Below are 23941 nucleotides of genomic sequence, written 5' to 3'. Positions count from 1 at the left end.
GGTGTGCGGCCGTCTCATCCTGTCCGGCCTGATGGCCCGCGGGCTTTGCGCGTGTTGGTGATCCAAACCCGTTTTCCCACCTCACAGGAGGAAGTTGTGGAGCAGTACGAACTGGACGCCCTGGAACGCGTCACCTCACGGCCCCCGAGGGAGTACCGGACCATCGAGGTCGACTCCCTCACGCCCGTCATCGGCGCCGAGGTCTCGGGCGTCGACCTCTCCCAGGAACTGTCGGAGGAGCAACTGGGCGAGGTGAAGGCGGCGTTCCTCGACCACCATGTCCTGGTCTTCCGGGACCAGTTCCTCACGCAGGAGGACCACAAGCGCTTCGCGGGCCACTTCGGCGGGCTCCGCCCGGTGAACCCGCCGCCGGAGGACGGCGATCCCTACATCCTGGAGATCAGCACCACCGCCGAGGCGTCGAACGTGGCGGGCAACGGCTGGCACGCGGACGGCACCGCCGACGCGGAACCGTCGCTGGGCTCGATGCTCTACCTCACCCGCGTACCGGAGACGGGCAGCGGAGGCGACACCCTGTTCGCCAATATGCACCTGGCCTACGAGATGCTGTCGCCGGCCATGCGCGGGCTTCTGGACGGCATGACCGCCATCCACGACGGTCTCATCGCCTTTCAGGGCCACACCCCGCCGCCGGGGTACGTGATCCCCAAGAGCGAACACCCGCTGGTCGTGCGTCACCCCGAGACCGACCGGCCGATCCTCTACGTCAACAGGGCCTACACCGGACGGATACCGCAGCTGTCGTCCGACGAGAGCCGGGCCGTGCTCGGCATGCTGTTCGACGTGGTGCCGAACCGGCCGCTGCTGAGCTGCCGCGTCCGGTGGAGCCCCCACACCCTGGTGTTCTGGGACAACCGCTGTGTGCAGCACCACGCGACGTACGACTACTACCCGTTCACGCGCTACGGCCAGCGGGTCGCCATCAACGGCGGCCCGCTCAAGGGTTAGGGGCGGTCGTGTCCGGCGGACCTTCGCGGACGAGCGAAGGTCCGCCGGACAGCGAACAGCGGACAGCGGGCGGCCATGCCGACCCCGCCGACGAGGCCGACGATGCCGACGAGCGGACGGAGTCAGTCGCCGTACTCTCCGGTGGCGAAACGGCGCGCCTCGCGCCGGGCCGCGTAGCGATCCTTGCGGTTGCGGGCCCTGTTCATCTCCCCCCACTCCTTCTTGGCGGCGCGTCCGTTCGGTCCCGAACAGCACGTCCGGCCGAAGTCGGAGTGTCCCCACCGGCAGCGGGTGTCCGTGTCCTCCCCTGTCGGATCGGCCGGCAGATCGCACGGGCCGTGGCGGTGATCGTGGACCGGCCGGGGGTTGTGCTCCGTGAAGCGCACCCGCAGGGGCTTGGTCCTGTCCGTACGGGACATCTCGTTCCTTCCGGAACCGCCGCCCCGTCCCGGGCTTTCCGGGCGGGCGGCCGGGTTCGCCGCCTCACTGCGACACACCCCCTTTCTCTGTCCGCCGCACCGGCCGGTCCTGGAGCGGACGGCGGTTCACAGCACTCTCCATGCGAGGGGAAAGCCTTCCAGGATATCGGCGAGCCTCGGCCCCGCACAAGAAGACCTCTCGTCCCGACGACCGCGGCACCAGGTGGACGGGATCAGCCGGGCCCGCCCGGCCCGGGACGCTCAGGGCCTCCGCGTCACAGGGCCAGGTTCCGCATCCGCTCGTCCTGGCCGATGATGACGTGCAGGGCCGCCCCCTTCGGTGCGGCACCGGCTGTCCCAGGAAGGGGTTCCTCATGGACGAAGCCGAGGTGATCGTGGTGGGGGCCGGGCCGGCCGGCTCGTCCGCCGCCTACCATCTGGCCACGGCGGGCGTCGACGTCCTGCTGCTGGAGAAGACCCGCTTTCCCCGGGAAAAGGTGTGCGGCGACGGCCTGACGCCACGGGCGGTGCATCAACTCATCCGGATGGGCGTCGACATCAAGGCTCCGGGGTGGATGCGGTCACGCGGGATGCGCTGGGTGGCCGGAGAGCACCGGGTCCATATCGACTGGCCGGGCCTCGGGAGCTATCCGGACTTCGGGCTCTCGCGCAGCCGGCACGATTTCGACGACATCCTGGCCCGGCGCGCGGTCGCCGCCGGAGCGCGGCTGCGCGAGGGCGTGAAGGTGACGGGCCCGGTGACCGATCGCGCCGGGCGTGTCATCGGTGTCACCGCCGCGGCCGGAACGACGGCGGCGGGAGCGGCGGACGGAGCGGCCGCACCTGCGACAGGGGCCGGAACGGCGGCCGGGGCCGGGGAGCCCGCGGTCTACCGCGCACCGATCGTCATCGCGGCCGACGGCGCCTCCGCCCGTCTCGCCCTCGCCCTGGGCCTGCGCCGGGACCCGGACAGGCAGATCGCGACAGCCGCCCGCCGCTACTACCGCAGCCCCGAGCGCTCCCAGGACGACTACCTGGAGCTGTGGGCCGATCTGCGCTATGCGGGAACCGATCACTACCTGCCCGGATACGGCTGAATCTTCCCGATGGGCGACGGCCGGGTCAATGTCGGTCTCGGCGCCCTGCCGCACCGCCGGTACGGAAACGCGGATCTGCGGTCCGCGCTGGACCACTGGCTCGCCCGTACCCCGCACGCGTGGGGGCTGCGTGACGAGAACACCGAAGGTCCCGTCAGGAGCGCCGCTCTGCCGCTGGGCTTCAACCGCCATCCGCTGTATACGCGCGGGGTCCTGCTGGTCGGCGACTCCGGAGGCATGATCAGCCCGTGGAACGGCGAGGGCATCGGCCAGGCCCTGGAGGCGGGCGAGGTCGCGGCCGAGCGGGCGGCGCTCGCCCTGACCCTTCCGGCGGGGCCGAGGCGCGAGCGTGTGCTGCGCGACTACCCCGTGGAGATGAACCGCCGCTGGGGGCGCTACTACCGTCTCGGCAATGCCGCCGCCGACGTCGTCTTCAGCCGGTCGGGCTTCCAACCGGTCCTCAACCGCTACGTCATGGGCTCGCCGTTTCTGCTCAAGACCCTGGCCCGGCTGCTCTCCAACCTCACCGACACGCCCTCGCGGGACATGACCGACCATCTGCTCAACACCGTCGTCCGGCTGGTCCCGGCGCCGCCCGTACGCCGCCGCTGAGGAGGCGGCCGTCCACGACACCGGAGTGACGGGTTCCGGCCGACCGCGTCCGGCGTTACCGCCCATGCCATGCTGAAGTGCGGACAGCAGTACGGACATCAACGCGGACAGCAGTGGAGACATGAGCGCGGACGGCCGCGCGCACGGCGGCGAGGACGACCGCGCGGGACACAGCGGGAGAACAGGAGAGTCCGGCAGCGTGAGAGCAGGGACACGACGGGCCGGCACCGGCACCTGGGATCGCTTCGCGGCATCGGACCCGGGTCTGCTGCGGCTGATGGCGGGGCTGCGGACGGTCGCGGCGATCGCGCTCACCCTCCTCGTCCTCGCCCTGCTCGGCACCGGTGTCACGTACCTGGTCGCGGGCGCCATGACGGCGATGGTCTCCACCTTCGCGATCAAGGAGAGGCAGGTACGCGACCAGGCGATCACGCTCGCGCTCGGCCTGCCGGTCGCGCTCGCCGCGATCTCCCTGGGAGCGCTGCTGAGCACCCGGATCATCGCGGGTGACGTGCTCTTCATCGCCCTGATCTTCGCCGCCGTCTACAGCCGCAGATTCGGCGAACGCGGTACCGCTCTGGGCCTGATCGGCTTCCAGGTCTACTTCGTCGCGCTCTTCGTGGGAGCCCGCCCCGCCGGTCTGCCCGTACTGTGGGCGACCCTGGCGATCGGCTTCGTGTGCAGCGCGATCGTACGGTTCGCCGTCGTACCGGAAACGCCACAGCGCGAACTGCTGCGGCTGCGCGACGCCTTCCGGGCGCGGCTCGCCCAGGTCGTGACCAGTCAGATCGAGCTGCTGGACGCCGCGCCCGAGCAGTTGGACAAGGTCCTCGACGATCTGCGGCGGCGTACCGCGCGGCTGCACGAGGCGGCTCTGATGATCCAGAGCCGTCTGGAGGAGGGCACGCGCGACGCGGCCACGGCGGCGCTGCTGCAACGCCGCGTCGCGGACGCCGAGATCACCACGGAGCGGCTGGGCGTACTGCTGCTGAACGCCCGCAGCGCCGAGAGCGCGGACACCCTCACGCTTCATCTGCCGAACGCGCCCGTGCCGGCCACGGGAAACCTGGTGACGGCCGCCGACGGCGACGTGATCGGGACGCTGCGCCGGGACCTGAACGCACTGCACCTGCTGATGGCCCGCGCGGGTACCGACGACCGGGGTACGGCGTTGGCGCATGTACGCAACAGGCTGCTCGGCTACCGCGACGAGGAGCGGCTGCCGCGCGCCTCGGACGCCGTCCAGGACGTCTTCCGCGGCATCGGTGAGGTCGCCCGCGCCGTCCTGGGCCTGCGCCTCGCGCTGGACGGGCCGCAGGACGAGTCCAGCGACTCACCGGCGACGACGCGTTCGCGTGAGGAGTTCGACGCCGAGGATGTCTCCCTCACCGGTCCCGAGGAGTCCGAGGAGGAGGACCGCACCGGCCTTCGGCGCCCCACCACCCGGGCGGCGTTCCAGGTCTCGGTGGGGTCGGTACTGGCCATCATCGGCGGTGAGTTCCTCTCCACGCAGCGCTGGTACTGGGCGGTGCTGACCTGCTGGGTGGTCTTCCTCAACACCGCGTCCACGGGCGAGATCCTGGTCAAGGGCTACCGGAGGGTGCTCGGTACGGTCCTCGGGGTGGTCGCCGGTGTCGTACTGGCGGGGCTGGTCGGCCACCACACCTGGCTCGCGTTCACGCTGGTCCTGGTCTTCATCTTCGCCATGTTCTTCACGGCGCCGCTGTCGTACGCGCTCATGTCCTTCTTCGTCACGGCGATGCTGGGACTGCTCTACACGCTGCTGAACAAGTACAGCTTCGACGTGCTCGTCCTGCGCATCGAGGAGACGGCGCTCGGCGCGGTCTGTGGAATCATCGCGGCCGTACTGGTCCTGCCGGTGCACACCGACCGCCGTACCGACGAACTGCTGGGCACGGTCCTGGACCGGCTCGGCGATGTGGTGTCGGCGGCGGTGGAGCAGCTCAGCGGCGGCCCGGCGTCCGATCTGCTGGGCAAGGCGCGGGATTTGGACACCGCGCTGGACGATCTGCGCGATTCCACCAAGCCGTTGACGCATCCGATCTCCCCGCTGCGCGTCCGGCGCAGGACCGTCCGTTATCTGGTGGCGCTGCTGGAGACCTGCGCCTATCACGCCCGTTCCCTGGCGGCGACGGCCGAGTTGGTGCCGCAGAGCAGGACGGTCGCGCCCGACCCGCGCCTGGGGCGGGCGGGGCGGCGTATCGCGCACAACATCGAAGTGATCGCCGCGCGCGTGAAGGACGAGAGGACCGAGGGCGAGGTCGAGTCCGGCGCGAGCATCGCCTCCATGCTCAGGACCGACGCCTCGGGCGCGCCGCACTCGGACACGGTGACCGCGCGCGTACTGCGCCATCTGCAACGCCTCGACGAAGGCGTGGCGGGCCTCGCGCGCCCCCTCGGCGTACCGGTCGCCGACCGCGCGGAGCGCAGGGCCGCTCAGGACTGAGGGCTGTCCCGTGGTCCCCCATCCCTGCCGGGCGCGCGACGACGGCTACGGCACCTCGCTGCGCGTCCGGGGTCGTGCGGCGACGGCAAGACCGTCGACCGGCGGCGGGGCCGCGTCCGGTGTCTTCCGGTCGCGGCGGACGAGAAGCGTGCCGATCACGCACGCGACGGCCACCAGGATGAAGCCGTACCAGGGGGTGGCCCCGGAGGGATGGGTCTCGTAGACGAGCGCCGCCGACAGTACGGTCAGCACCGTGCCGGTACGGCCGTACGGCCTGGTGGCGGCGATCACCGTCATGCCCCAGAGCAGGTACCACGGCTGCACCATCGGCGAGAGGGCGACCAGGGCGAGGAGAGCGAGCCCCAGGGCATGGACCGGGTCCAGGGAACGGGCATGGGGACGGGCACGTTCCGGCGCGGGGTCGGTGTCCGAGGCGCGGGCCGCGTCCGGGCGGGCACGCAGCGTCCGCCACGCCAGGCACGCGATCAGTACGAGCGCCGCCCCCAGCCCCAGGTTCTGGACGGCGGCCTTGACCGGGCCCGGGTCGGTCCCGGCCAGCAGGCGCAGCAGTTCGCCGAGGCCGAGACCGACGTCGCTGGTGGCCGAGAGCGCGGTGTGTATGGTGCCCGCGACGCTCTGGGTCCTGAGCCAGCCGAAGCCGGTGCCCCCGAGCAGCGTCGCCGCGACGGCGACCGCCACCGCGACCAGGCCGGGCGCCGCGCCCTTCGCCACCCGCCGTACGAGCGGTCCGGTCGCCGCCCTGCCCACGAGCACGCCGATGAACAGCAGCGCCATCGCCGCCGGGGACTTGACCATCATGGCGAGCCCGACGAGCGCGCCCCCCGCGATCCACCTGCCGCGCAGGGCGAACACCACGCCCGCCAGCATGAGACCGATCATCAGCCCGTCGTTGTGCATGCCGCCGATCACATGCATGAGCAACAGCGGGTTGAGCGCCCCGAGCCACAGCGCGCCGCTCTCGCTCGTGCCGCGCTCGCGCGCGAGACGCCGCAGGGCCCACACGATCAGCACCAGCGCGCCCACGGCGATGAGGCGCATCCCCAGCACGGCGGGAACGATCGTCCCGCCCGTCGCCCAGGTCACGCAGCGCGCGAGGATCAGGAAGAACGGACCGTACGGCGCGGGGGCGTCGGTCCAGTTCCCGCCGACACTCGCGGCGGCGTCGCCGCCGAGCCCGGCCGGGTCGAGGACGGACGGCCCCGCGCTGTAGACGTCGTGTCCTTCGAGGACCATCGCGCCCTGGGCGATGTAGCTGTACACATCGGCGCTGTAGAGCGGCGGCGCCAGCGCCGGCGGGGTCGCCCACCAGGCGAGGGTGACGAGCGTGTCGCGCGTGGAGGCCCCGGTCCTGCCGTACCGCCACCAGGCGACGACGAGCAGCGTCAGCCCGGCGTAGGCCAGGACGGCGCCCGCCACGGTCACCGCGGACCCGGCCCCGTGGGGCACCCAGATCCCCCACGGTTCACGGTCCGGCAGCGTACCGGCGACCCAGCCGCCCGCGGCGGCCGCTACGGAGCCGGCCGCGCCCAGCCGGCGGTACCCACCGGCGTTCAATGCCCACATGACCGGCCAACCTATCGAACGACCGCGGCCACCAGCGGCGCACCCCAGTGGGTCGGGCAGATTGCCACACGGGGCAAAGTCATCAACGCGGGCGACACCATCGCACTGCGCTGGGGCATCTGACCCGGGCACTTCCTACTGGTCGCGTCTGTGCACACTGATGACGGCGAGTACGGCCGCGGCCAGTGCCCACACCGCGTAGACGGTCCACGCTCCGGAGGCCGTCCAGGGGAAGGCGGTCCGTGCGTGGCCGGCCTCCGTGAGCCGGATCCACGCCTCCGTGGGCAGGGCATGACTGATCACCGCCGACCAGCGGCGGCCGTCGGTGAAGACCAGGGGCAGCAGGACGAGCACCACGACGGTGGCGGTCATGGTGGCCGCCGTGTGCCGGATGACGGCGCCGAGCGCGAGACCGGCGAGCGCGCACACCGGCGCGAGGAGGGCGGACGCGAGCACGACGGTCGGGGCGCCGGGATGGCCGATCGAGACGCCCACGTCCCTGGCTCCGAGAATCGCCTGGGTCAGCGCGAACGAGGCTCCGGCGACGAACACACCGAACACGGTCGTGATCCCCGCGACGACGACCGCCTTGGCCGCCATCACCGAACGGCGGGCGGGCACGGCCGCGAAGGTCGTACGGATCGTGCCCGTGCCGTACTCGCCGATGACGGCGAGCGCGCCCATCACACCGAGGGCCAGCACCATCACCATGGCGCCGTTCACGGTGAAGGCATGCTGGAGCGCGATTCCGTCCCGAATGAAGCCGGCCCGGTCCGCCGCGTCGCGCATGCCCCAGTAGTTGTAGGTGTCGTAGGCGGTCCCGCCGTTGAAGGCGAGGACGGCCAGGGCGGTCGCGCCGTACGCGATGAACGTCGAGCGCAGCGACCGGAGTTTGATCCACTCGGCGGCGACCAGATCGCGGAAGCGCGCGCGGGGTTCGGCGGCGCCGGATGCGCCGCCGGGCACATACGACGCCGATGTGGATGTGGGCGTGGGCGTGGGCGTGGAACTGGTCGCGCTCATCGGGATTCTCCTGCGGGGTACTGGACGCTGTCGGCCGTGAGCTCCATGAACGCCTCCTCCAGGGAGGCGGACCGGGTATGGAGGTGGTGCAGCGGGATGCGGTGCTCCTGGGCGATCTCACCGATCCGGACCGAGTCCAGACCGGTGACGGTGAGCGACTCGCCGTCCGCGTGCACGGTCGCGCCCCGCGCCGTCAGCAGGTCGCTCAGGACGGAGGCGGCGGGTGTGCCCACCGTGACGCTCTGCCGGGTTCCGCGGGCCGAGAACTCCGCAAGGCTCTCCGCCGCGATCAGCTCCCCGCGGCCGATGACGATCAGCTGGTCGGCGGTGTGCTCCATCTCGGACATCAGATGGCTGGAGACGAAGACGGTGCGGCCCTCGGCGGCGAGCCGCCGGAACAGCTCGCGTACCCACTTCACGCCCTCCGGATCGAGGCCGTTGAGCGGTTCGTCGAAGAGCAGCACCGGAGGATCGCCGAGCAGGGCGCCCGCGATACCGAGCCGCTGTTTCATGCCGAGGGAGAATCCGCCGACGCGGCGCCGTGCGACCTCGACGAGGCCGACCTCCTCCAGCACCTCGTCCACCCGGCGCCTCGGGATGCGGTTGCCGCGGGCCAGGGCGGACAGCTGCGCCACCGCGCTGCGCCCGCCGTGCACATCGTGCGCGTCGAGCAGCGAGCCGACATGGCGCAGACCGCGGGGGCGGTCGCGGAAGGGCCGGCCGCCGACGGTGACCGTGCCACCGGTGGGCTCGTGCAGGCCGAGGATCATCCGCAGCGTGGTGCTCTTGCCGGCGCCGTTCGGCCCGAGGAAACCCGTCACCCGGCCGGGGCGCACGGTGAAGGTCAGATCGTTGACGGCTGTCGTGCGGCCGTACCGCTTGGTGAGTTCGTTGACTTCGATCACGGGGACAACGGTGCCGGTGGGCGGTCGTGTCCGTCGTCCGGCTCCGGCCGGCAATCGAGGGGCGCCGATGTCGACCCCGGTTGTACGACCACGGGCCGATGACCGCCCGCACGCATGCCGTTTACGATCGCGGCATGTCCGCCTCACCGCCTCTGCCGCTGCTCAAGCGCGTACCGCCGGGCCTGTGGACGGCGCTGGTGTGGTTCACGGCGGCCGTGCAGCCCATCATCGAGTACGTCGTGCTGCCGCCGGGGCCCGGGTACTCGCTCGACTATCCCCGGGACGGACTGCACTCGTTCGCGGCCCGGACGCTGCTCCTCCTCGCCTTCGCGCTCGTCCTGGCCGGCAGCGCCCTGCTCCGGCGCGGGGCGTCGGTGGCGTACGGGCTGGTCCTCGCCGGGACGGTCCTCTCCACGGTGGCGTGGCGTCAGAACGAGATCCCGCCGACGCAGTTCCTGGGAGTGGATGTCGTCCTGGGGTACGTCGCGGCCACCCGGCCCCGGCGGATCTCGCTCCGCGCGGCAGCCGTGACGCTGGGCGTGCTGTCCGGTTACCTCGTCCTGCGGCCGTTCGCGGACGACGATGCCGGCACCGCCGCCGAGCCTTACGTGGCCCTGACCGTCGTCATCGCCTGGCTCGTCGGCAATTCGGTGTTCCAGGCCCGCGCCCACACCGAGGAGCTGCACGCCCGCGCCGCCGCCCAGGCCGTCACCGCCGAACGGCTCCGCATCGCACGGGAGATGCACGACACGGTCGCCCACAGCATCGGCATCATCGCCCTTCAGGCCGGCGCCGCCGCCCGGGTCGTCGACACCCAGCCGGCCAGGGCCCGCGAGGCGATGCTCACCGTGGAGAAGGCCGGCCGCGAGACGCTGTCGGGACTGCGGCGGACGCTCGGCGCGCTGCGCCAGGCCGACCAGGAACAGGCGCGTACGGACCGGGACCGGGACCGTACCCCCGAGGGCCCGCTGCCCGCACCGGCCGCTCCGCACCCGGCCACCGGACTGGCGGACGTGGAGCGGCTCGTCGCCACGACCACGGCCGCCGGTGTCCGGGTGGATCTGCGATGGCGGGGCAGGCGCCGCCCGCTGCCCGCGGACGTCGACCTCGCGGCGTTCCGGATCGTCCAGGAGTCGGTGACCAATGTCGTACGGCACTCGGGGGCCACGTCCTGCCGGGTGCGCGTCGACCATCTCGACGACGCGCTCGCCATCGAGGTCTCGGACCGCGGCAGGGGCGGTGGCCCGAACCGCGGCAGGGGCGGCGGCCCGGACCGCGGCTGGGGCGGCGGCGGTACGGACACCGGGTACGGCCTCGTCGGCATGCGCGAGCGGGTCGCCCTCCTGCACGGCGATTTCACCGCCGGGCCGCGGCACGGCGGCGGGTTCCTGGTCGCGGCCCGGCTGCCGGTACCACGGTCCGCGTGGACCGAGGCGGAGCCGAAGGCGGACGCCCGATGACCATCCGCGTCCTGCTCGCCGACGACCAGCCCCTGGTCCGTGCCGCCCTCCAGATGGTCATCACCGACACCGCCGACATCGAGGTCGTGGGCGAGGCGTCGAACGGCGCCGAAGCCGTCGCCCTCGCCGGGGAACTCGCCCCCGACGTCGTCGTGATGGACATCCGGATGCCGGGTACGGACGGTATCGAGGCCACCCGGCTGATCACCACGGCCACCGGCTCCGCACACGTCATCATGCTGACGACCTTCGACGACGACGATGACGTCCACGGGGCACTGCGCGCCGGCGCGTCCGGGTTCCTCGTCAAGGACATGGCGCTGGACGACATCCTCGCCGCGATACGCGCCGTCGCCGCCGGCGACGCCCTGATCGCACCGAGCGTCACCCGCCGCCTCATCAAGGAGTTCGCCGCCCGCCCGGCGGCCGGCCCACCGCGAAGGGCGGATCTCGGCGGCATCACCGACAGGGAGCGGGAAGTGCTGACGCTGGTCGGCCGCGGCCTGTCGAACACCGAGATCGCCGAGCGGCTCTGCATCAGCGTCGCCACCGCCAAGACCTATCTCAGCCGCCTGCTCGCCAAGCTCGACGCCCGCGACCGTGTGCGGCTCGTGATCCTGGCCTACGAGACGGGCCTCGTGACACCGTCGTCCTGAGCCGGCGCGGGCGAGAACCCGCGCCGGAGCCGGGCGGAACGGGCGGCGGCAGGAAGGAAACGGGCAAGGCGGCGGCCCCGTTCTCCGGTCGGCACCGACCGGAAACTGACGGCCTCTTGATGCCACTTCACCCGGCACGTGTATGGCAAATCACTGAACAAATTCAGATCAACGAACACCGCCCGTTTCGGCGGTTCCGGACCGCCCCCGCGCGAAGCCCGGCGGAGCAAGGGCCTGTTCGGGGGTGGGGCACCCAAGCGGAACTTCGCATTCGGTCTGCGGCCGCGCCCGGCCGCGCCCGGCCGCGCCTTCGGCGTTTTCTCCTCGCCCCAGGAGAAGCTTCCGGACGACGTGGCGCGCACCCACCTCTCGTTGGCGCGATATCTGGCATGGAACGTCGAGAACGAGCCAAATTTCATGGCCGATACATCCGACCTGTCGCGCCGCGCCTTCTTACCTACGAGTAGGACGTCACTATCGACAGGTACGCAGGTTCGGCCCCGGGGGAGGCGTTCCATGCGCCTGATCCCCGGTCGCATCAGAAAGGCAATGGGCACCAATTGCAGATCAATCTTCTGGGACCGATGGAAGTAATGGATGACGGGGTTCAGGTCCGGATACCGGGAGAGAAATTACGCTCGATCCTAGCGGCATTGTCGTTATCGGTGGGGCGCTCCGTTTCGCGTAGTGAACTCATCGACGAACTATGGGGCGAAGAGCCTCCGAACAGCGCCGAGAACTCATTGCACGGTCATATCGCCCGGCTGCGCCGGGTTCTGGTCGCACACGGCGGGAAGGCGGCTCTGCGCAATGTCATCCGGACTTCACCGACCGGGTACGTCCTGGAGCTGACCGAGGAGGATGTCGACGCTTCCCGGCTCCTCCACCTGGTGGCCCGCGCCGAAGCGGCGAGCGAGCACCACCCCAGAGGTGCCGTTGATCTGCTGACCGCGGCGGTTTCCCTTTGGCGGGGCCCGGCGCTGATCGACGCCGGGCACGGAATGATCTGTCAGGTCGCCTACACCCAGCTGGAAGAGATCAGAGTGGGAGCCTACGAAAGGCTTTTCGATATCCGGCTCCGGCTCGACCAGCCCCGTGCCGTCATCCCCGGCCTGGAGCAACTGCACGCCAGGTACCCGCTGCACGAGCGATTCTGCGAACAGCTCATCACCGCTCTCTACCTGTCCGGACGGCAGGCCGACGCGCTCAACACCTACCACCGCACCCGCGAGTACCTGTCGCAGCATCTGGGACTTCAGCCCGGACACGGACTGAGAGACAGGTTCCAGGACATCCTCCGGCAATCCCCCCATCTGTCCATATCCGGGGCCGGGGAAGAGGTCATACGGATTTCGTGACGCGGAGGATCTGCCAGATGGCACCCAGCCTCGCGCGCCCGTGGAAGGCCAGATACTCCGGAAGTACCAGCTGGGGACCCCACTTCTCCTTGTAGGCGAGCTGGCTGGCCGCGGGATAGACCTTGTCCCCGTGGTCGGCCAGCAGCCGCATGATCTTCCGGGTGGCGCCGCTGGCCTCGGGCGGATCGTGCTCGTCGGACAGTCCGGTGAACGGGGTGAAGCCGAAGTGCAGCCACTCCGCCCCCTCCTGACGGAACATCTCCAGCGCGGTCAGGTTGATCGCCTCCATCACACCGGGCGGCGCGTCCGGGAGCCGGCGGCTCAGGTCGTGCAGCCACCCGGGACGCGAGCCGTACGCGGGTGAGTACGAGATATAGGCGATGGGCACTCCGTCGAGCCGGCCGAGCATCAGCCGGCGCGCGTGCTGTACGGGTCCGCCCAGCTCGCCGACCAGGAACTCGATCTCCTTGACGTGACGGCCCTTGCTCCGCAGCCACGCGCCGTCGATGCCGGCTATGTCCGCCGCGCACTCCTCGTGGGAGACCTCCGTCACCTCCAGGCCGCTGCGCCGGGCCCGCGAGATCTTGTTGCGGAGTTTCATGAAGCGCGTTCCGCGCAGGGCGAAGTCGGGCAGGTGCACCGAGTACGACGAGCCGACCTGATTGACCGTGAAACCGCACCTCACGTACAGCTCCACATCCGATGTGAGGACCTGTACGGCGACGACCTTGCGGCGCCGCCGGCGCGCGTGCGCGAGGAAGGCCCGCAGCAGCGCCTCCCGCTGTTCCGGCGCGGCGTGGACGCCGCCGAACTGGATCAGATACGAGCCCGCCTCGCGATAGGCGACCACTCCGTCCGCCGCCGGATCGGTGAAGTACGCGTTACCGGAGTTGAGCGCGAGGAAGGCGCTGGGATTGTCGCCGTCCTTACGGAGCTTTTCCAGCACCCCGAGTACTTCTTCGTCGGATACCTCTCCGCTGCGCGTCGTCATCTCACTCCCGTTGCCTGAGGCGTCGATTTACCGGGCCGGTGCCCGGGGACATGCTCCTCAGCACCTCTTCCATTTGCCTGAAACGTCCGTCTCAGCGCCGTCTCAGCGCCGTCTCCGAGGATTTTCAGGTGGCCATGTGAAGGTCATAGCCACCACTTGGAACTGCGAACATTCCCGTCTGCCGATGGGAAATGGAGAGCGGAGGGGCTGCGTGAGCAGCGATATCGCGATGCCTTCGGCGTCAGGAAAAGAAGATTCCGGAGCGCCTCGTCAGGAAGTCCCCACCTACCTTTCCCTCATTGACGGAAAGGCCGTTCCGAGCGGGACCTGGGTGTACGTGGTCGACTCGGACGCCCTGCTCGACGACGCCTTTTCCACGCTCACCATGAAGCGGAAGCTGGAGAGCGGCCGCATTCCCGCCGAGAACCTGCCGGCCACCATTGTCGGCCGGGTGGCGCGGGCGGACCGTCAGACCACGGATCTGGCGATCGAGGCCGCGGCCGCGGCCGCCGCGCCCTGGGCGGCGTTCCCTCCGGAAATCCGGATCGAGCAGTTCGGCACCCTGCTGTACCGCAGGCTCGCCGAGCAGGCCGAGCGGATCACCGATGTGCTCGTCCAGGAGGGGCACCCGCTGGCACTGGCCCGCTGGCAGGTGTCCGGGGCGCTGGAGGTGTTCGGGCCCGAGTCACTGGGCTTCTACCGCAGCCAGATGCTCCAGGAGTACCGGCACGGCGAGCGGGAGATCTCGGTGCGCCGCCGCCCCGACGGTGTGGTCTGCCTCAACCCCCCTCAGAACGCGCCGCTTTCGAGCGCGCTGCTCGGTGTGACCGCGATCATGGCCGGCAACTCCCTGGTCGTACGGGCACCGCGCAGCGCCCCGCTGGGCGTCATGTACGTACTCCAGGAGGTGGTGGCGCCGGTACTGGCCGAGCTGGGCGCTCCCCCGGGCACCCTCGGTGTGGTGTGCGGCGACCCGGCTCCGATGCTGGACGCCTGGCTGGAGAGCCCGCTCGTCGACGACATCATGTACTTCGGCAGCAGCGAGAACGGGATGCGCTTCCAGGAGCGCTGCATCGCGGCGGGCAAGAAGCCGATCCTCGAACTGGCCGGCAACGACGTGGTGCTGGTGTGGAAGGACGCCGACCTGGATCTGGCGGCCGAGGCCATCACGGAGAGCTTCTACGGCTCGGGCCAGCTGTGCATGATCCCCAACCAGGTGGTGGTCCACCCGGACGTCAGCGACGAACTCGTCGCCCTGCTGGCCGAGAAGGCGGCGCGGATCAGGCCCGGCCGGTCGTCGGAGGAGGGCGTTCTGCTCACTCCGGTGCTGCGCAACGAGAAGTTCTTCTCGTGCCTGCGTGACGCCCTCGACCGGGGCGCGGAGCTGATCTGCGGCGGGCACGCGATCCAGGAGGACGGGACCCGTGACACCGCCGGGATCTTCCTCGAACCCACGGTGGTGCGGGTACGCGGTCTCGATGGGGCCCGGGAGGTCCAGGCGGTCCGCGAGGAGACGTTCTTCCCGCTGCTGCCGGTGATCGTGGCCGAGCCCGCCCCCGACGAGGTCCAGCTGGAGCGGTTCATCGACTTCGTCAACAGCAACGCCTACGGGCTGCGGAACTCGGCGTGGGCACGGGATCCCGGGGTGGTCGACCGGATCGTGACCCGGATCACCCAGGGCGGGCTGCTCAAGGTGAACGACTCCCACATCGGGTTCCTGCCCTATCTGCCGACCCACGGCGGGACCGGGCTCACCGGAGGTGTGTTCGGCGAGGCCAACTACCCGATCCTGCGCACCTCCCACATCCAGGGCGTGAGCGTCGCCGCCGGCGCGCGTCCCTCCGAAGCGGTGTTCGGCGCCTGGAAGGCCCTCCAGGCCGCCGCCGGCCGCTGACCGCACCGCGCACCGGACCCGTACGGCCCGTACGGGACCCGTCGCACGCCCCGCGGCCCAGAAGCCATCACGACAGAACGACGACGGAACGACAGAACAGAGGGGGATCCATGCGCTCGTTGGAAGCCGCACGCGAGACGTGCGAATCATTCCTGCCCGGCCTGCTCGATCTGCTCTCCGGCACCCCGCTGGAAGAGCTGGAAGCACCGAAGAACCCGGCCCTCGACCACTTCCGCACGGCGGGCGGTCCCGGTCTGGTGATCCCCAAGACCTACGGCGGGACGGGAGCCGATCCGCTCCAGGCCCTCGCCGTGGTGCGGGCCCTGGCCTCCCGGGCACCGTCCCTGGCGATCGCCACGACGATGCACCACTTCTCGGTGGCGACGCTGTTCACGCTGGCCGGTTCCATCCAGAGCAGCGGCATGGAGTGGGCGCTGCTCGAAGGGATCGCGGAGCAGCGGCTGCTGGTCGCCTCGGGCTTCGCGGAAGGCCGGCCGGGGCGGGGCATCCTCTCGCCGATGATGTCGGCGTCGAAGGCGGACGACGGCTATGTGATCAACGGTTCCAAGAAGCCGTGCAGTCTGTCGCACTCGATGGACCTGCTCACCGCCAGCGTGGCACTGCCGACCGACAGCGGTGAGCCGAGAATGGCGGTGCTGCTGATTCCCCGGGAGACCGATGGGGTCAGCGTCCATCCGTTCTGGGGAAGCCGGACCCTCGCGGGCGCGGAGAGCGACGAGGTGCGGCTCACGGACGTCTTCGTCGACGAGCAGCTGCTGATGCGCACCGAGCCGGAGGGTGACGCCGGGAATCTGGACGATCTCCAGACCGTCGGCCTGATCTGGTTCGAACTGCTCATCTCCGCCTGCTATCTCGGCATCGTCAGCGGACTGGTCGAGCGGGTCGTCGACGGCGGCCGGGGCAGCGACTCCGACCGCGCCCGGGTGCTCACCCGGCTGGAGACAGCCGCCCTGCTGCTGGAGGGCACCGCCCGGATGATCAGGGACGGCGAGACCGGCAACGCGGCGCTCGCCCGCACGCTCGTCGCCCGGTACGCCGCCCAGGACGCGCTGGGCGACGCGCTGAACCAGGCCGTCGAACTGCTCGGCGGCACGGCCTTCATGTCCTCTTCCGACGTGGCCTACCTGGCCGGCGCCGCACACGGTCTGTCGTTCCACCCGCCGTCGCGGTCCAGCTTCACCGGCCCGTACCTCGACCACGTCGCGGGCCATCCCCTGCGCCTGACCTGAAGAGAGGGAGATCCATGCCATCGACGACACCGACATCCGTTCTTCCGCCGGCCGTGCCTCCGGCCGTCCCCGCCGCCGCGCCCGCCCTCGGGCGTGAGGAGCTGGGCAGGCTGTACCGGGCCCGTCTCAGCAAAGGCCGGGCGACCCTCGGCGAGCTGTTCGGCGGGCACATCGAGGTGGCCTCGGAAGGCGCCTGGGTCACCACCTCGACGGGCGAACGCTTCCTGAACTGCGGGGGGTACGGCGTCTTCCTGATGGGCGCCCGGCATCCCACCGTCATCCGGCATGTCGCCGAGCAGCTGGCCACCCACCCCGTCGCCACCCGGCTCTTCCTCGAACCGCAGGTCGCCCTGGCCGCCGACGCCCTGGTGTCGGTGGCGCCGCGAGGACTGGAGCGGGTGCACTTCGCCGGCTCGGGGGCGGAGGCGGCCGAGACGGCCATCAAGCTGGCCCGCACCCGGGGCCACCACCGGCTGATCGCGATGGAGAACGGCTATCACGGCAAGACCATGGGCGCGCTCAGCCTGACCGGCAAGAGCGTCTTCCAGGACCCGTTCCGGCCGCTGCTGCCCCAGACGAGCCATGTTCCGTACGGTGACGCCGCCGCCCTCGAATCGCTGCTCGCGGCGACCCCCGGCGAGGCGTGTGTGTTCGTCGAGCCGGTGCAGGGCGAGGCCGGAGTGGTGATCCCGCCCGCGGGCTATCTGCGCGCGGTGCGGGAACTGTGCGACCGGTACGGGGCCTTCCTCGTCCTGGACGAGATCCAGACCGGTCTGGGCCGGCTCGGTTCCTGGTGGGGCGCCGACCGGGAGGACATCAGCCCCGATGTGCTGCTCGTCGGCAAGGGTCTCAGCGGCGGCGTGGTACCGGTGTCGGCCGTGGTCGCCACCCGTGAGGCGTTCAGGGCCTTCGACCGGGACCCGTATCTGCACACGTCCACGTTCTCCGGCGCGCCGCTGGCGATGGCCGCCGTACGCGGGGCGCTCACGGCGATGCGCGAGGACGATCTCGTGACCCGCTCCCGCGAGCTCGGCGCCGAGATCCTCCCGGAGCTGGACCGTATCGTCCGCTCGCACTACGGCGACGCCGTGCGTGAGGTACGGGGCCAAGGGCTGCTGCTGGGGATCGAGTTCGCCCAGCCGGGGCCGGCGGGCGATCTCCTGATCGAGCTGATCATGAACGGTGTCATCGCCAACCACTCCCTCAACTCCCATCTCGTCCTGCGCTTCACCCCGCCGGCGGTTCTGACCAGAAGCGACCTGGACTTCTTCTACGAGGCGGTCGACCGCGCGTGCCGCGCGCAGGGCGCCCGGTACGCACCCACAGCAGAAGGTGACAAAATCCATGCGTAGCGTGCAAGTGAAGGTCCGCGTCCACGACGTCGACGCGGCGGTGGCGTTCGACCGCGTCAGCGCGTTCGGCCGGTACTCCGAATTCACCGAGGTCATCCGCTCGGTGACGTCCCGTCAGGAATCCGGCACGCAGGAGGTCAGCGACTGGGAGGTCTACTTCCGCAACGGCATCCTGTGCTGGACCGAGACCGACCGGTTCGACCGGGACGGGCTGACCATCACCTTCGAGCAGACCGACGGTGACTTCGCCGAGTTCGCCGGTGTCTGGCGGCTCGTCGCGGACGGCGACGACTGCGTGGTCGACTTCAGCGCCGAGTTCGACTTCGGTATCCCCAGCCTGGCGGGCATCCTCGACCCGGTCGCCGAGCGGGTCTTCAAGGAGACCATCGCCCGTGTCGTCATCAGCCTCTTCGAGGGCAACGCCTCGGTGGTCGGCGACGAGGCGGTCGCCCGCGCCGTCGCCGAGGTGATGGCCGCGCCCGTCACCGCCGCGTCGGGATCGCGCTGATGGACGGCAAGAACCTCTTCGAGACACGTACCACCTACCGGCTGATCCGGCTGGAGTACGGGCTCGGCCTGGTGATCGCCGCGGCCTTCTTCTTCACCCATCTCGACGAGGTCAGATGGCTCCCCGCGATCGGGCTGTTCGCCTATATCGATCTCATCGGATACATCCCCGGGGCGATCGCGTACCACCGCAGCGCGTCCAAGCGGATACACCGGGCGTATTACGTGCTCTACAACGTCATGCACAGCCTGGTCACCCAGACCCTGGTGGTGCTCGCGTGGATCTGGCTGTGGGGCCCCGAGTGGGCGCTGCTGGTCATCCCCATCCATCTGTTCGGCGACCGCGCGCTGTTCGGCAACTTCCTCAAGCCCTTCGCGCTGGAGTTCGAACCGGTGGCCCATCCCGCGTACTCCCGCTTCACCGACCAGTTCGACGCCGCGCCGGCACCGGCCGCCGGCACACCCACGAACGTCTAGGCTCCGGAAGGAAACCCCTCATGGACGACGTCTACCAGCACCTGCTGGAACTGCTCACCAGCACCTTCGGCCTGGACGCCGAGAGCATCGAACCGACCAGCACGCTCAGCGCCCTCGAACTCGACTCCCTCGCCCTCGTGGAGCTCTCCGTCGCCGCGCAGGAGGAGTTCGGCGTACCGCTCGAGGACAGCGACCTGGGCCCCGAGTCGACCGTCGGGCAGGCCGCCGAGCTCATCTCCGGCAAGCTGGCCACCGTCTGATGGGCCGTCCACCGACGACCGCCCCGGCACAGGCCCCGTTCGACGCCGCGATCACCGGGGTCGGCATGGTCACGGCCGCCGGGACCGGGGTCGAGCGGAGCTGGGAACGGATCCGTGCCGGGGCCGGTACGGCGGCCACCGACGTACCGGCGCTCGCCGGCATACCCGCCGACTTCGCGTGCGCCGTCACCGATTTCGACCCCGGCGGGCTCATCGAACGCAAGCAGCTGTGGCGACTGGACCGCAGCAGCCAGCTCGCGCTGGTCGCCGCTCACGAGGCGGTCACCGACTCCGGCCTCGACCGGGACTCCTGGGACGCCACCAGGGTCGGTGTCGTCCTGGGCAACGGCATCGGCGGCGCCGCCACCTGGGAGAAGCAGCACAAGGTGCTGCTGGAACGCGGAGCGCGCAAGGTCTCCCCGCTGCTCGTCCCCATGCTGTCGCCCAACATGTGCGCCGGATACGTGTCCATGATGTTCGGCGCCCGGGGACCCAGCCTGGTGACGGCGACGGCCTGCGCCTCCGGGACCACGGCGGTGGGCACGGCACGCGAACTGCTGCGCAGCGGAGCCTGCGACGTGGTGATCACCGGCGGTACGGAAGCACCCCTGGTCCCCTCGCTCGTCACGGGCTTCGGCCAGATGCGGGCCCTGGCCGGCCGCCGCGACGATCTGACCGCCACCTCCCGTCCCTTCGACGCCGACCGGGACGGCTTCGTGCCGGCCGAGGGCGCGGCCGTACTCGTCCTGGAACGCGCCGAGGACGCGAGGGCGCGCGGAGCCACGATCCGGGCCATGGTGAGCGGGTACGGCGCCTCCGCCGACGCGTTCCACGCGACCGCCCCCGATCCGGACGGCGGAGGCGCCGAGCTCGCCATGCGCGCCGCGCTGCGTGACGCCGGGGTCGGCGCGGGCGAGGTGGACCATGTCAACGCGCACGGCACGGCGACGGTACTCAACGACGCCACCGAGGCCCGCATGATCCGCCGGGTGCTCGGGGAGCGGCCCGCCGTCACCTCCGTCAAGGGTGTGGTGGGCCACTCCCTGGCCGCGGCCGGGGCCATCGAGGCGGTGGTGACGGCGCTGACCCTCCAGGAGGGTCACATCCCGCCGACCGCCAATCTGGAGAGCCTGGATCCGGAACTGGAACTGGACATGGTGTTCAAGGCCGGACGCGACCTGCGCGCCGAGGTGGCCGTCAGCAACTCCTTCGGATTCGGCGGTCAGAATGCCGTACTGCTGTTCACCAGGGCCTGACCGGGCCGTGGTCGGCCCCGGCCGTGGGCACGGCGGCGGCCGTCCTGCCGCCGAGGGCACGCACCACGGAGGCCGCCGCGACCGCGTGGCCGAGGCTGTTCGGCCGCGCCCGGTCGCGGCTCCACACGGCCGCCACCTCGGTGTCGGAGTAGTGGGACGCCAGGTCGATGTAGAGCGTGCCGTGGCGCAGGGCGACGGCCCTGGCCTGTTCGGAGACCCGTTTCTGCTGTTCGGCCACCTGTTCCCGGCGGCCGGCCGGCAGTCCGGGCCAGCCCGCCAGCTGGTAGGAGCCGAGCAGCGCGACGTCGTACCCGGCGTCACGCAGCGGCGCGACGATCCGTGCCAGCTCCGCCGTCGGTCCGTACATGTCGAGCGCCTCGTCCGGTGTGTACGCGGTGCCGCAGCAGACCAGCGCGAGGTCTCCCCGGAAGGCGAGAGCGGCCGGGAGCTGCCCGGAGCGCACCTGCGCGGCGCGCAGCTCCCGCCGGCCGAGGAGGTTGAGGTACGCGAAGCCCTCGGCGGCGTCGCCCAGGGCGGCCGCGACCCGGTCGTACCAGGGCCTCGGCCCGTATCCGTCGACCTGTTCCGCGGCCCGCTCCACCGCTATGTCGCCCAGCACCACCAGGCGGCGCCATGGGGCACCGGCGAGGAGCCGTCCGGCCTCGCCTGGCCGCAGGCACCGCGGGTCGGCACCCTCCCGGACAAGGGACTTTCGCTGTTCGGTCGTGTCGTTCATGGTGTTCCCCTCCCGTTGAACCCTTCCTTGCTGCCCGCTTCGATTCCGGTCCACTCCACCGATGTGCACCTGTCCGGACCGGAGCGAGCGGTCTCAGGAGGATCTCAGCGTGATCTCAGGAAACTGCGGCAGCATCGATGGCGCGGCGGGAGCGGCGGCCGGTCCGCCTCCGCGGCAGGGAGAGGTACCCGAAGTGGTCCAACGGGGTTCCGGGGCAACCCGGATCGGGTCGCCGTACAGGCTCCGGCCCGCGCAGGTTCGAATCCTGCCCTCTCCGCCGACCATCCGATGCCGTGCCGCGGCGCCGTTCCCGTGGGTGCGGGAACCGCGCCCGGGGCCGTCAGGCAGACGGGGTACCGGCGCGCCGCCCGCTGTGCGCGCCGTGGCCCGCATACCCGTTCCCGGAAGTCGCCGGGCCCGCCCTCCGGGGTCGGCGTCCCCTTCCGTGGCACCACCCGAGACGTTGCGAACCGCGAAGGGAAGTCCGGATGATCGACAAACTGCTGAAGAGGCCGCTGGAGTTGGTGGAGGACAACTTCCGGCAGCCGAACGGGCGCGCCGGGCGGCTGATCGGCCATGTGATGGCGAAGCAGCACCGTACGCTCACCGTGTGGGCGATCGAGCACATGGAGATACGCCGTTCCCAGCGCGTCCTGGACATCGGCTGCGGCGGCGGTATGGCCGTCAAGCTGCTGTCGGAGCAGGCGACTCAGGGGTTCGTCGCCGGTGTGGACTACTCCGAGGAGATGGTCCGTCAGTCCGTACGGCGCAATGTCGACGGCGTCGCCGCGGGACGGGTGGAGATCAAGCGGGGCGACGCCGGCGCTCTGCCGTACGAGGACGCGTCCTTCGACCAGGTGAGCGCCATCGAGACGTTCTACTTCTGGCCCGACCCGATGCGCGGGCTCAGCGAGGCGTACCGGGTGCTCAAGCCCGGCGGCCAGGTGGCGATCACCCTGGAGATGAGCCGGGAGGCCGCCGAGAGGCCCACGGCGAAACAGCGTCTGCTCGGGCGGCGGTTCACCGAGCGTTCCGAGCGGGAGGGTCTGCGGATCCTCTCGGGGGCCGATCTGGTGGAGATGCTGGGCAAGGCCGGTTTCCAGGACGCCCGGTTCGTCGCGGAGCCGCTCCGCTCGTTCGGCTGGGTCTGCGCCCTGGCCCGGAAGTGAAGGGGAGGGATTCTCGTATGACGGCTACACACGGCACCGCCGCCACCGCTCCGTCCGCGTACGGGGCGACGCCCCCTTCCGCGCCGGAGGCGCGTGGGCTGCCCGTGCTGGGCAGCGTCCTGGACTTCCGCAAGGACATCCTGGACGCCATGCACCAGGGCTGGCGCGACCACGGTGATCTGGTCCGCTACCGGCTCGGTCCTGTCGTCGTGCACGGCGTGTCCAGCCCCGAGCTGGCCGGTGAGGTGCTCACCGACAGCGCGACCTACGGCAAGCTCGGCCCGGACAACCCGCTCCGGCTGATCCTCGGTGAGGGCCTGCTCACCAGCGACGATCACGAGAGCTGGATGCGCAACAGGCGCATGATGCAGCCCATTTACACCAAGCAGGCGATCGCCCGCATGTTTGAGTCGATGTCCGAGTCGACCGCGAATCAGGTCACCCACATGGCCGCCACGTACCGAAGCGGCGATGTGGTCGATGTGCACGAGGAGATGATGCGGGTCACGCTCGACATCGTCAGCCGGTGCATGTTCAGCACCGATGTCGAGCAGACCAGGGACGGCATCAGCCCGGAGGCCGTCGATGTCGCCATCAACTACGCCTTCGACCGCCTCCAGAACCCCTTCAGCCCGCCGACCCAGTGGCCCACACCGCGCAACCGCCGCTTCCAGGAGGTGATGAGGGGCATCGACGAGATGACGTACGGGATCATCGCGGAGCGCCGCAAGGCGGCGGCCGGCGGTGTCCCCCGCGGTGAAGGACCGCCCGATCTGCTCGACATGATGCTGGACGTACGGGACGCCGACACCGGCGAGGGCATGAGCGACCGCGAGGTCCGCGACGAGGTCATCACCACCTTCGGCGCCGGGCACGAGACCACCGCGATCACCCTCACCTGGGCCTTCTATCTGCTCTCCGGGAACCGCCGGGCACTGCGCCGGGTCCAGGACGAGGTGGACGAGGTCCTCGGCGACCGTATGCCCACCATGGACGACCTGGCGGCCATGCCGTACGCGCTCCAGGTCTTCGAGGAGGCGCTGCGGCTGTACCCGTCCGCGCCGATCGTCCCCAGGCTGGTGCTCAAGGACACCGTGCTGGGGGGCCACACCGTGCCGGCCGGCTCACGGCTGCTGGTCAATCTCTACAACATCCACCGCCATGAGCGGCACTGGACCGACCCCGAGCGTTTCGATCCGGAACGCTTCTCCCCCGAGGGCAGGAAGGGCCGCCACCGCTTCGCGCACATGCCCTTCGGAGCCGGTCCGCATCTCTGCATAGGCAAGCACTTCGCGTTGATGGAGGCACATCTGCTGCTCGCCGCCCTGGTACGGCGGTACGAGTTCCGGCACGTGCCCTCGCACCGGGTCGTCAACCAGGCGTCGATCACCCTGCGACCGCGCTACGGAATGTCCATGACCGCGCACGCGCGCACGGGAGCGCCCGGCGCTCCATAAGCAGAGCACCGCACAGCACAGCAGCCAGTACCGGTATCGGAT

General features: G+C 70.6%; 20 protein-coding genes, 1 tRNA gene and 1 pseudogene. 16 read left to right on the top strand and 6 right to left on the bottom strand.

From position 1 onward, the window contains the following. Nucleotides 1–96: 96 nt before the first annotated feature. Complete coding sequence (locus CU044_RS11185; protein WP_129768357.1) at nt 97–969, top strand: TauD/TfdA family dioxygenase; 873 nt, start codon at nt 97–99, stop codon at nt 967–969. A gap of 122 nt (nt 970–1091) precedes the next feature. On the opposite strand, the gene CU044_RS11180 is transcribed toward CU044_RS11185, so the two are convergent. After that, entirely contained in the window at nt 1092–1388 is a 297-nt protein-coding gene (locus CU044_RS11180; RefSeq protein ID WP_129768356.1) for a hypothetical protein, read from the bottom strand. A gap of 374 nt (nt 1389–1762) precedes the next feature. Here CU044_RS11180 and CU044_RS11175 point away from each other — a divergent pair. Then, a pseudogene (locus CU044_RS11175) lies at nt 1763–3097 on the top strand (geranylgeranyl reductase family protein). Between the two features lie 277 nt (nt 3098–3374). Then, the gene (locus CU044_RS11170) at nt 3375–5564 is read left to right on the top strand and encodes an FUSC family protein (RefSeq protein ID WP_240045512.1); all 2190 of its coding nucleotides are present in this window, start codon (nt 3375–3377) and stop codon (nt 5562–5564) included. A 45-nt stretch (nt 5565–5609) separates the two neighbouring features. On the opposite strand, the gene mptB is transcribed toward CU044_RS11170, so the two are convergent. From mptB to CU044_RS11155, 3 genes are all read right to left on the bottom strand, one after another. After that, a complete protein-coding gene (gene mptB, locus CU044_RS11165; protein ID WP_129768354.1) occupies nt 5610–7148 on the bottom strand; it encodes a polyprenol phosphomannose-dependent alpha 1,6 mannosyltransferase MptB in 1539 nt (512 codons plus the stop codon). 135 nt (nt 7149–7283) lie between these two features. Next, nucleotides 7284–8171, bottom strand: a complete 888-nt coding sequence (locus CU044_RS11160; RefSeq protein ID WP_129768353.1) for an ABC transporter permease — start codon at nt 8169–8171, stop codon at nt 7284–7286. Beyond that, the gene (locus CU044_RS11155; protein WP_129768352.1) at nt 8168–9076 is read right to left on the bottom strand and encodes an ATP-binding cassette domain-containing protein; all 909 of its coding nucleotides are present in this window, start codon (nt 9074–9076) and stop codon (nt 8168–8170) included. The genes CU044_RS11160 and CU044_RS11155 overlap by 4 nt, the downstream gene beginning before the upstream one ends. 134 nt (nt 9077–9210) lie before the next feature. On the opposite strand from CU044_RS11155, the gene CU044_RS11150 reads away from it, so the two are divergent. The 3 genes from CU044_RS11150 to CU044_RS11140 all read left to right on the top strand — a co-directional run bounded on the left by CU044_RS11150 (nt 9211) and on the right by CU044_RS11140 (nt 12550). Continuing rightward, the gene (locus CU044_RS11150) at nt 9211–10536 is read left to right on the top strand and encodes a histidine kinase (RefSeq protein WP_193563932.1); all 1326 of its coding nucleotides are present in this window, start codon (nt 9211–9213) and stop codon (nt 10534–10536) included. Continuing rightward, entirely contained in the window at nt 10533–11192 is a 660-nt protein-coding gene (locus tag CU044_RS11145) for a response regulator transcription factor (protein ID WP_129768351.1), read from the top strand. The genes CU044_RS11150 and CU044_RS11145 overlap by 4 nt, the downstream gene beginning before the upstream one ends. A 560-nt stretch (nt 11193–11752) precedes the next feature. Further along, nucleotides 11753–12550, top strand: coding sequence for an AfsR/SARP family transcriptional regulator (locus CU044_RS11140; protein WP_129768350.1), 798 nt, complete (start codon nt 11753–11755; stop codon nt 12548–12550). Here the strand turns inward: CU044_RS11140 and CU044_RS11135 are convergent. Further along, on the bottom strand, nt 12534–13541 hold the full coding sequence (locus tag CU044_RS11135) for a DUF2156 domain-containing protein (protein ID WP_129768349.1): 1008 nt from the start codon (nt 13539–13541) through the stop codon (nt 12534–12536). The two genes, CU044_RS11140 and CU044_RS11135, sit on opposite strands and share 17 nt — an antisense overlap. A 337-nt stretch (nt 13542–13878) precedes the next feature. Between CU044_RS11135 and CU044_RS11130 the strand changes: the two genes are divergently transcribed. The 7 genes from CU044_RS11130 (at nt 13879) to CU044_RS11100 (ending at nt 20537) form a co-directional block, all read left to right on the top strand. After that, nucleotides 13879–15435, top strand: a complete 1557-nt coding sequence (locus tag CU044_RS11130; protein WP_240045490.1) for an aldehyde dehydrogenase family protein — start codon at nt 13879–13881, stop codon at nt 15433–15435. A gap of 110 nt (nt 15436–15545) precedes the next feature. Beyond that, on the top strand, nt 15546–16685 hold the full coding sequence (locus CU044_RS11125) for an acyl-CoA dehydrogenase family protein (protein WP_129768348.1): 1140 nt from the start codon (nt 15546–15548) through the stop codon (nt 16683–16685). A 14-nt stretch (nt 16686–16699) separates the two neighbouring features. After that, nucleotides 16700–18037, top strand: coding sequence for an aminotransferase class III-fold pyridoxal phosphate-dependent enzyme (locus CU044_RS11120; RefSeq protein WP_129768347.1), 1338 nt, complete (start codon nt 16700–16702; stop codon nt 18035–18037). Continuing rightward, the gene (locus tag CU044_RS11115) at nt 18030–18545 is read left to right on the top strand and encodes an SRPBCC family protein (RefSeq protein ID WP_129768346.1); all 516 of its coding nucleotides are present in this window, start codon (nt 18030–18032) and stop codon (nt 18543–18545) included. The genes CU044_RS11120 and CU044_RS11115 overlap by 8 nt, the downstream gene beginning before the upstream one ends. Next, nucleotides 18545–19021, top strand: coding sequence for a hypothetical protein (locus tag CU044_RS11110; protein WP_129768345.1), 477 nt, complete (start codon nt 18545–18547; stop codon nt 19019–19021). Before CU044_RS11115 ends, CU044_RS11110 begins: the two co-directional genes overlap by 1 nt. Nucleotides 19022–19041: 20 nt before the next feature. After that, nucleotides 19042–19281, top strand: a complete 240-nt coding sequence (locus CU044_RS11105; RefSeq protein ID WP_129768344.1) for an acyl carrier protein — start codon at nt 19042–19044, stop codon at nt 19279–19281. Continuing rightward, nucleotides 19281–20537 (top strand): beta-ketoacyl-[acyl-carrier-protein] synthase family protein, encoded by a 1257-nt coding sequence (locus tag CU044_RS11100; protein WP_193563930.1) that lies wholly within the window; start codon nt 19281–19283, stop codon nt 20535–20537. Before CU044_RS11105 ends, CU044_RS11100 begins: the two co-directional genes overlap by 1 nt. Here CU044_RS11100 and CU044_RS11095 read toward each other — a convergent pair. After that, nucleotides 20524–21273: a GDSL-type esterase/lipase family protein gene (locus CU044_RS11095; RefSeq protein ID WP_129768343.1), complete on the bottom strand. Its 750-nt coding sequence runs from the start codon at nt 21271–21273 to the stop codon at nt 20524–20526. The genes CU044_RS11100 and CU044_RS11095 overlap by 14 nt on opposite strands. 178 nt (nt 21274–21451) lie before the next feature. Between CU044_RS11095 and CU044_RS38495 the strand changes: the two genes are divergently transcribed. The 3 genes from CU044_RS38495 to CU044_RS11085 all read left to right on the top strand — a co-directional run bounded on the left by CU044_RS38495 (nt 21452) and on the right by CU044_RS11085 (nt 23899). Continuing rightward, nucleotides 21452–21550: transfer RNA gene (locus CU044_RS38495), tRNA-OTHER, on the top strand. 211 nt (nt 21551–21761) lie between these two features. After that, nucleotides 21762–22442: a methyltransferase domain-containing protein gene (locus CU044_RS11090; RefSeq protein ID WP_165371854.1), complete on the top strand. Its 681-nt coding sequence runs from the start codon at nt 21762–21764 to the stop codon at nt 22440–22442. Between the two features lie 17 nt (nt 22443–22459). Beyond that, nucleotides 22460–23899: a cytochrome P450 gene (locus tag CU044_RS11085; RefSeq protein WP_129768341.1), complete on the top strand. Its 1440-nt coding sequence runs from the start codon at nt 22460–22462 to the stop codon at nt 23897–23899. Nucleotides 23900–23941: the final 42 nt, after the last annotated feature.

This window comes from Streptomyces sp. L-9-10, from assembly GCF_004151105.1.
In the GTDB taxonomy this organism is placed as follows: domain Bacteria; phylum Actinomycetota; class Actinomycetes; order Streptomycetales; family Streptomycetaceae; genus Streptomyces.
Note: the sequence above shows the minus strand (reverse complement) of the source record. Positions and strands in the feature narration are given on the sequence as shown.

What these genes read in the sequence shown, in the direction of transcription:
- mptB (WP_129768354.1), bottom strand. Translation starts at nt 7,148, where the DNA reads ATGTGGGCATTGAACGCCGGTGGGTACCGCCGGCTGGGCGCGGCCGGC.
- CU044_RS11160 (WP_129768353.1), bottom strand. Translation starts at nt 8,171, where the DNA reads ATGAGCGCGACCAGTTCCACGCCCACGCCCACGCCCACATCCACATCG.
- CU044_RS11110 (WP_129768345.1), top strand. Translation starts at nt 18,545, where the DNA reads ATGGACGGCAAGAACCTCTTCGAGACACGTACCACCTACCGGCTGATC.
- CU044_RS11090 (WP_165371854.1), top strand. Translation starts at nt 21,762, where the DNA reads ATGATCGACAAACTGCTGAAGAGGCCGCTGGAGTTGGTGGAGGACAAC.
- CU044_RS11105 (WP_129768344.1), top strand. Translation starts at nt 19,042, where the DNA reads ATGGACGACGTCTACCAGCACCTGCTGGAACTGCTCACCAGCACCTTC.
- CU044_RS11125 (WP_129768348.1), top strand. Translation starts at nt 15,546, where the DNA reads ATGCGCTCGTTGGAAGCCGCACGCGAGACGTGCGAATCATTCCTGCCC.
- CU044_RS11120 (WP_129768347.1), top strand. Translation starts at nt 16,700, where the DNA reads ATGCCATCGACGACACCGACATCCGTTCTTCCGCCGGCCGTGCCTCCG.
- CU044_RS11145 (WP_129768351.1), top strand. Translation starts at nt 10,533, where the DNA reads ATGACCATCCGCGTCCTGCTCGCCGACGACCAGCCCCTGGTCCGTGCC.
- CU044_RS11170 (WP_240045512.1), top strand. Translation starts at nt 3,375, where the DNA reads ATGGCGGGGCTGCGGACGGTCGCGGCGATCGCGCTCACCCTCCTCGTC.
- CU044_RS11115 (WP_129768346.1), top strand. Translation starts at nt 18,030, where the DNA reads ATGCGTAGCGTGCAAGTGAAGGTCCGCGTCCACGACGTCGACGCGGCG.
- CU044_RS11095 (WP_129768343.1), bottom strand. Translation starts at nt 21,273, where the DNA reads ATGAACGACACGACCGAACAGCGAAAGTCCCTTGTCCGGGAGGGTGCC.
- CU044_RS11180 (WP_129768356.1), bottom strand. Translation starts at nt 1,388, where the DNA reads ATGTCCCGTACGGACAGGACCAAGCCCCTGCGGGTGCGCTTCACGGAG.
- CU044_RS11085 (WP_129768341.1), top strand. Translation starts at nt 22,460, where the DNA reads ATGACGGCTACACACGGCACCGCCGCCACCGCTCCGTCCGCGTACGGG.
- CU044_RS11135 (WP_129768349.1), bottom strand. Translation starts at nt 13,541, where the DNA reads ATGACGACGCGCAGCGGAGAGGTATCCGACGAAGAAGTACTCGGGGTG.
- CU044_RS11100 (WP_193563930.1), top strand. Translation starts at nt 19,281, where the DNA reads ATGGGCCGTCCACCGACGACCGCCCCGGCACAGGCCCCGTTCGACGCC.
- CU044_RS11150 (WP_193563932.1), top strand. Translation starts at nt 9,211, where the DNA reads ATGTCCGCCTCACCGCCTCTGCCGCTGCTCAAGCGCGTACCGCCGGGC.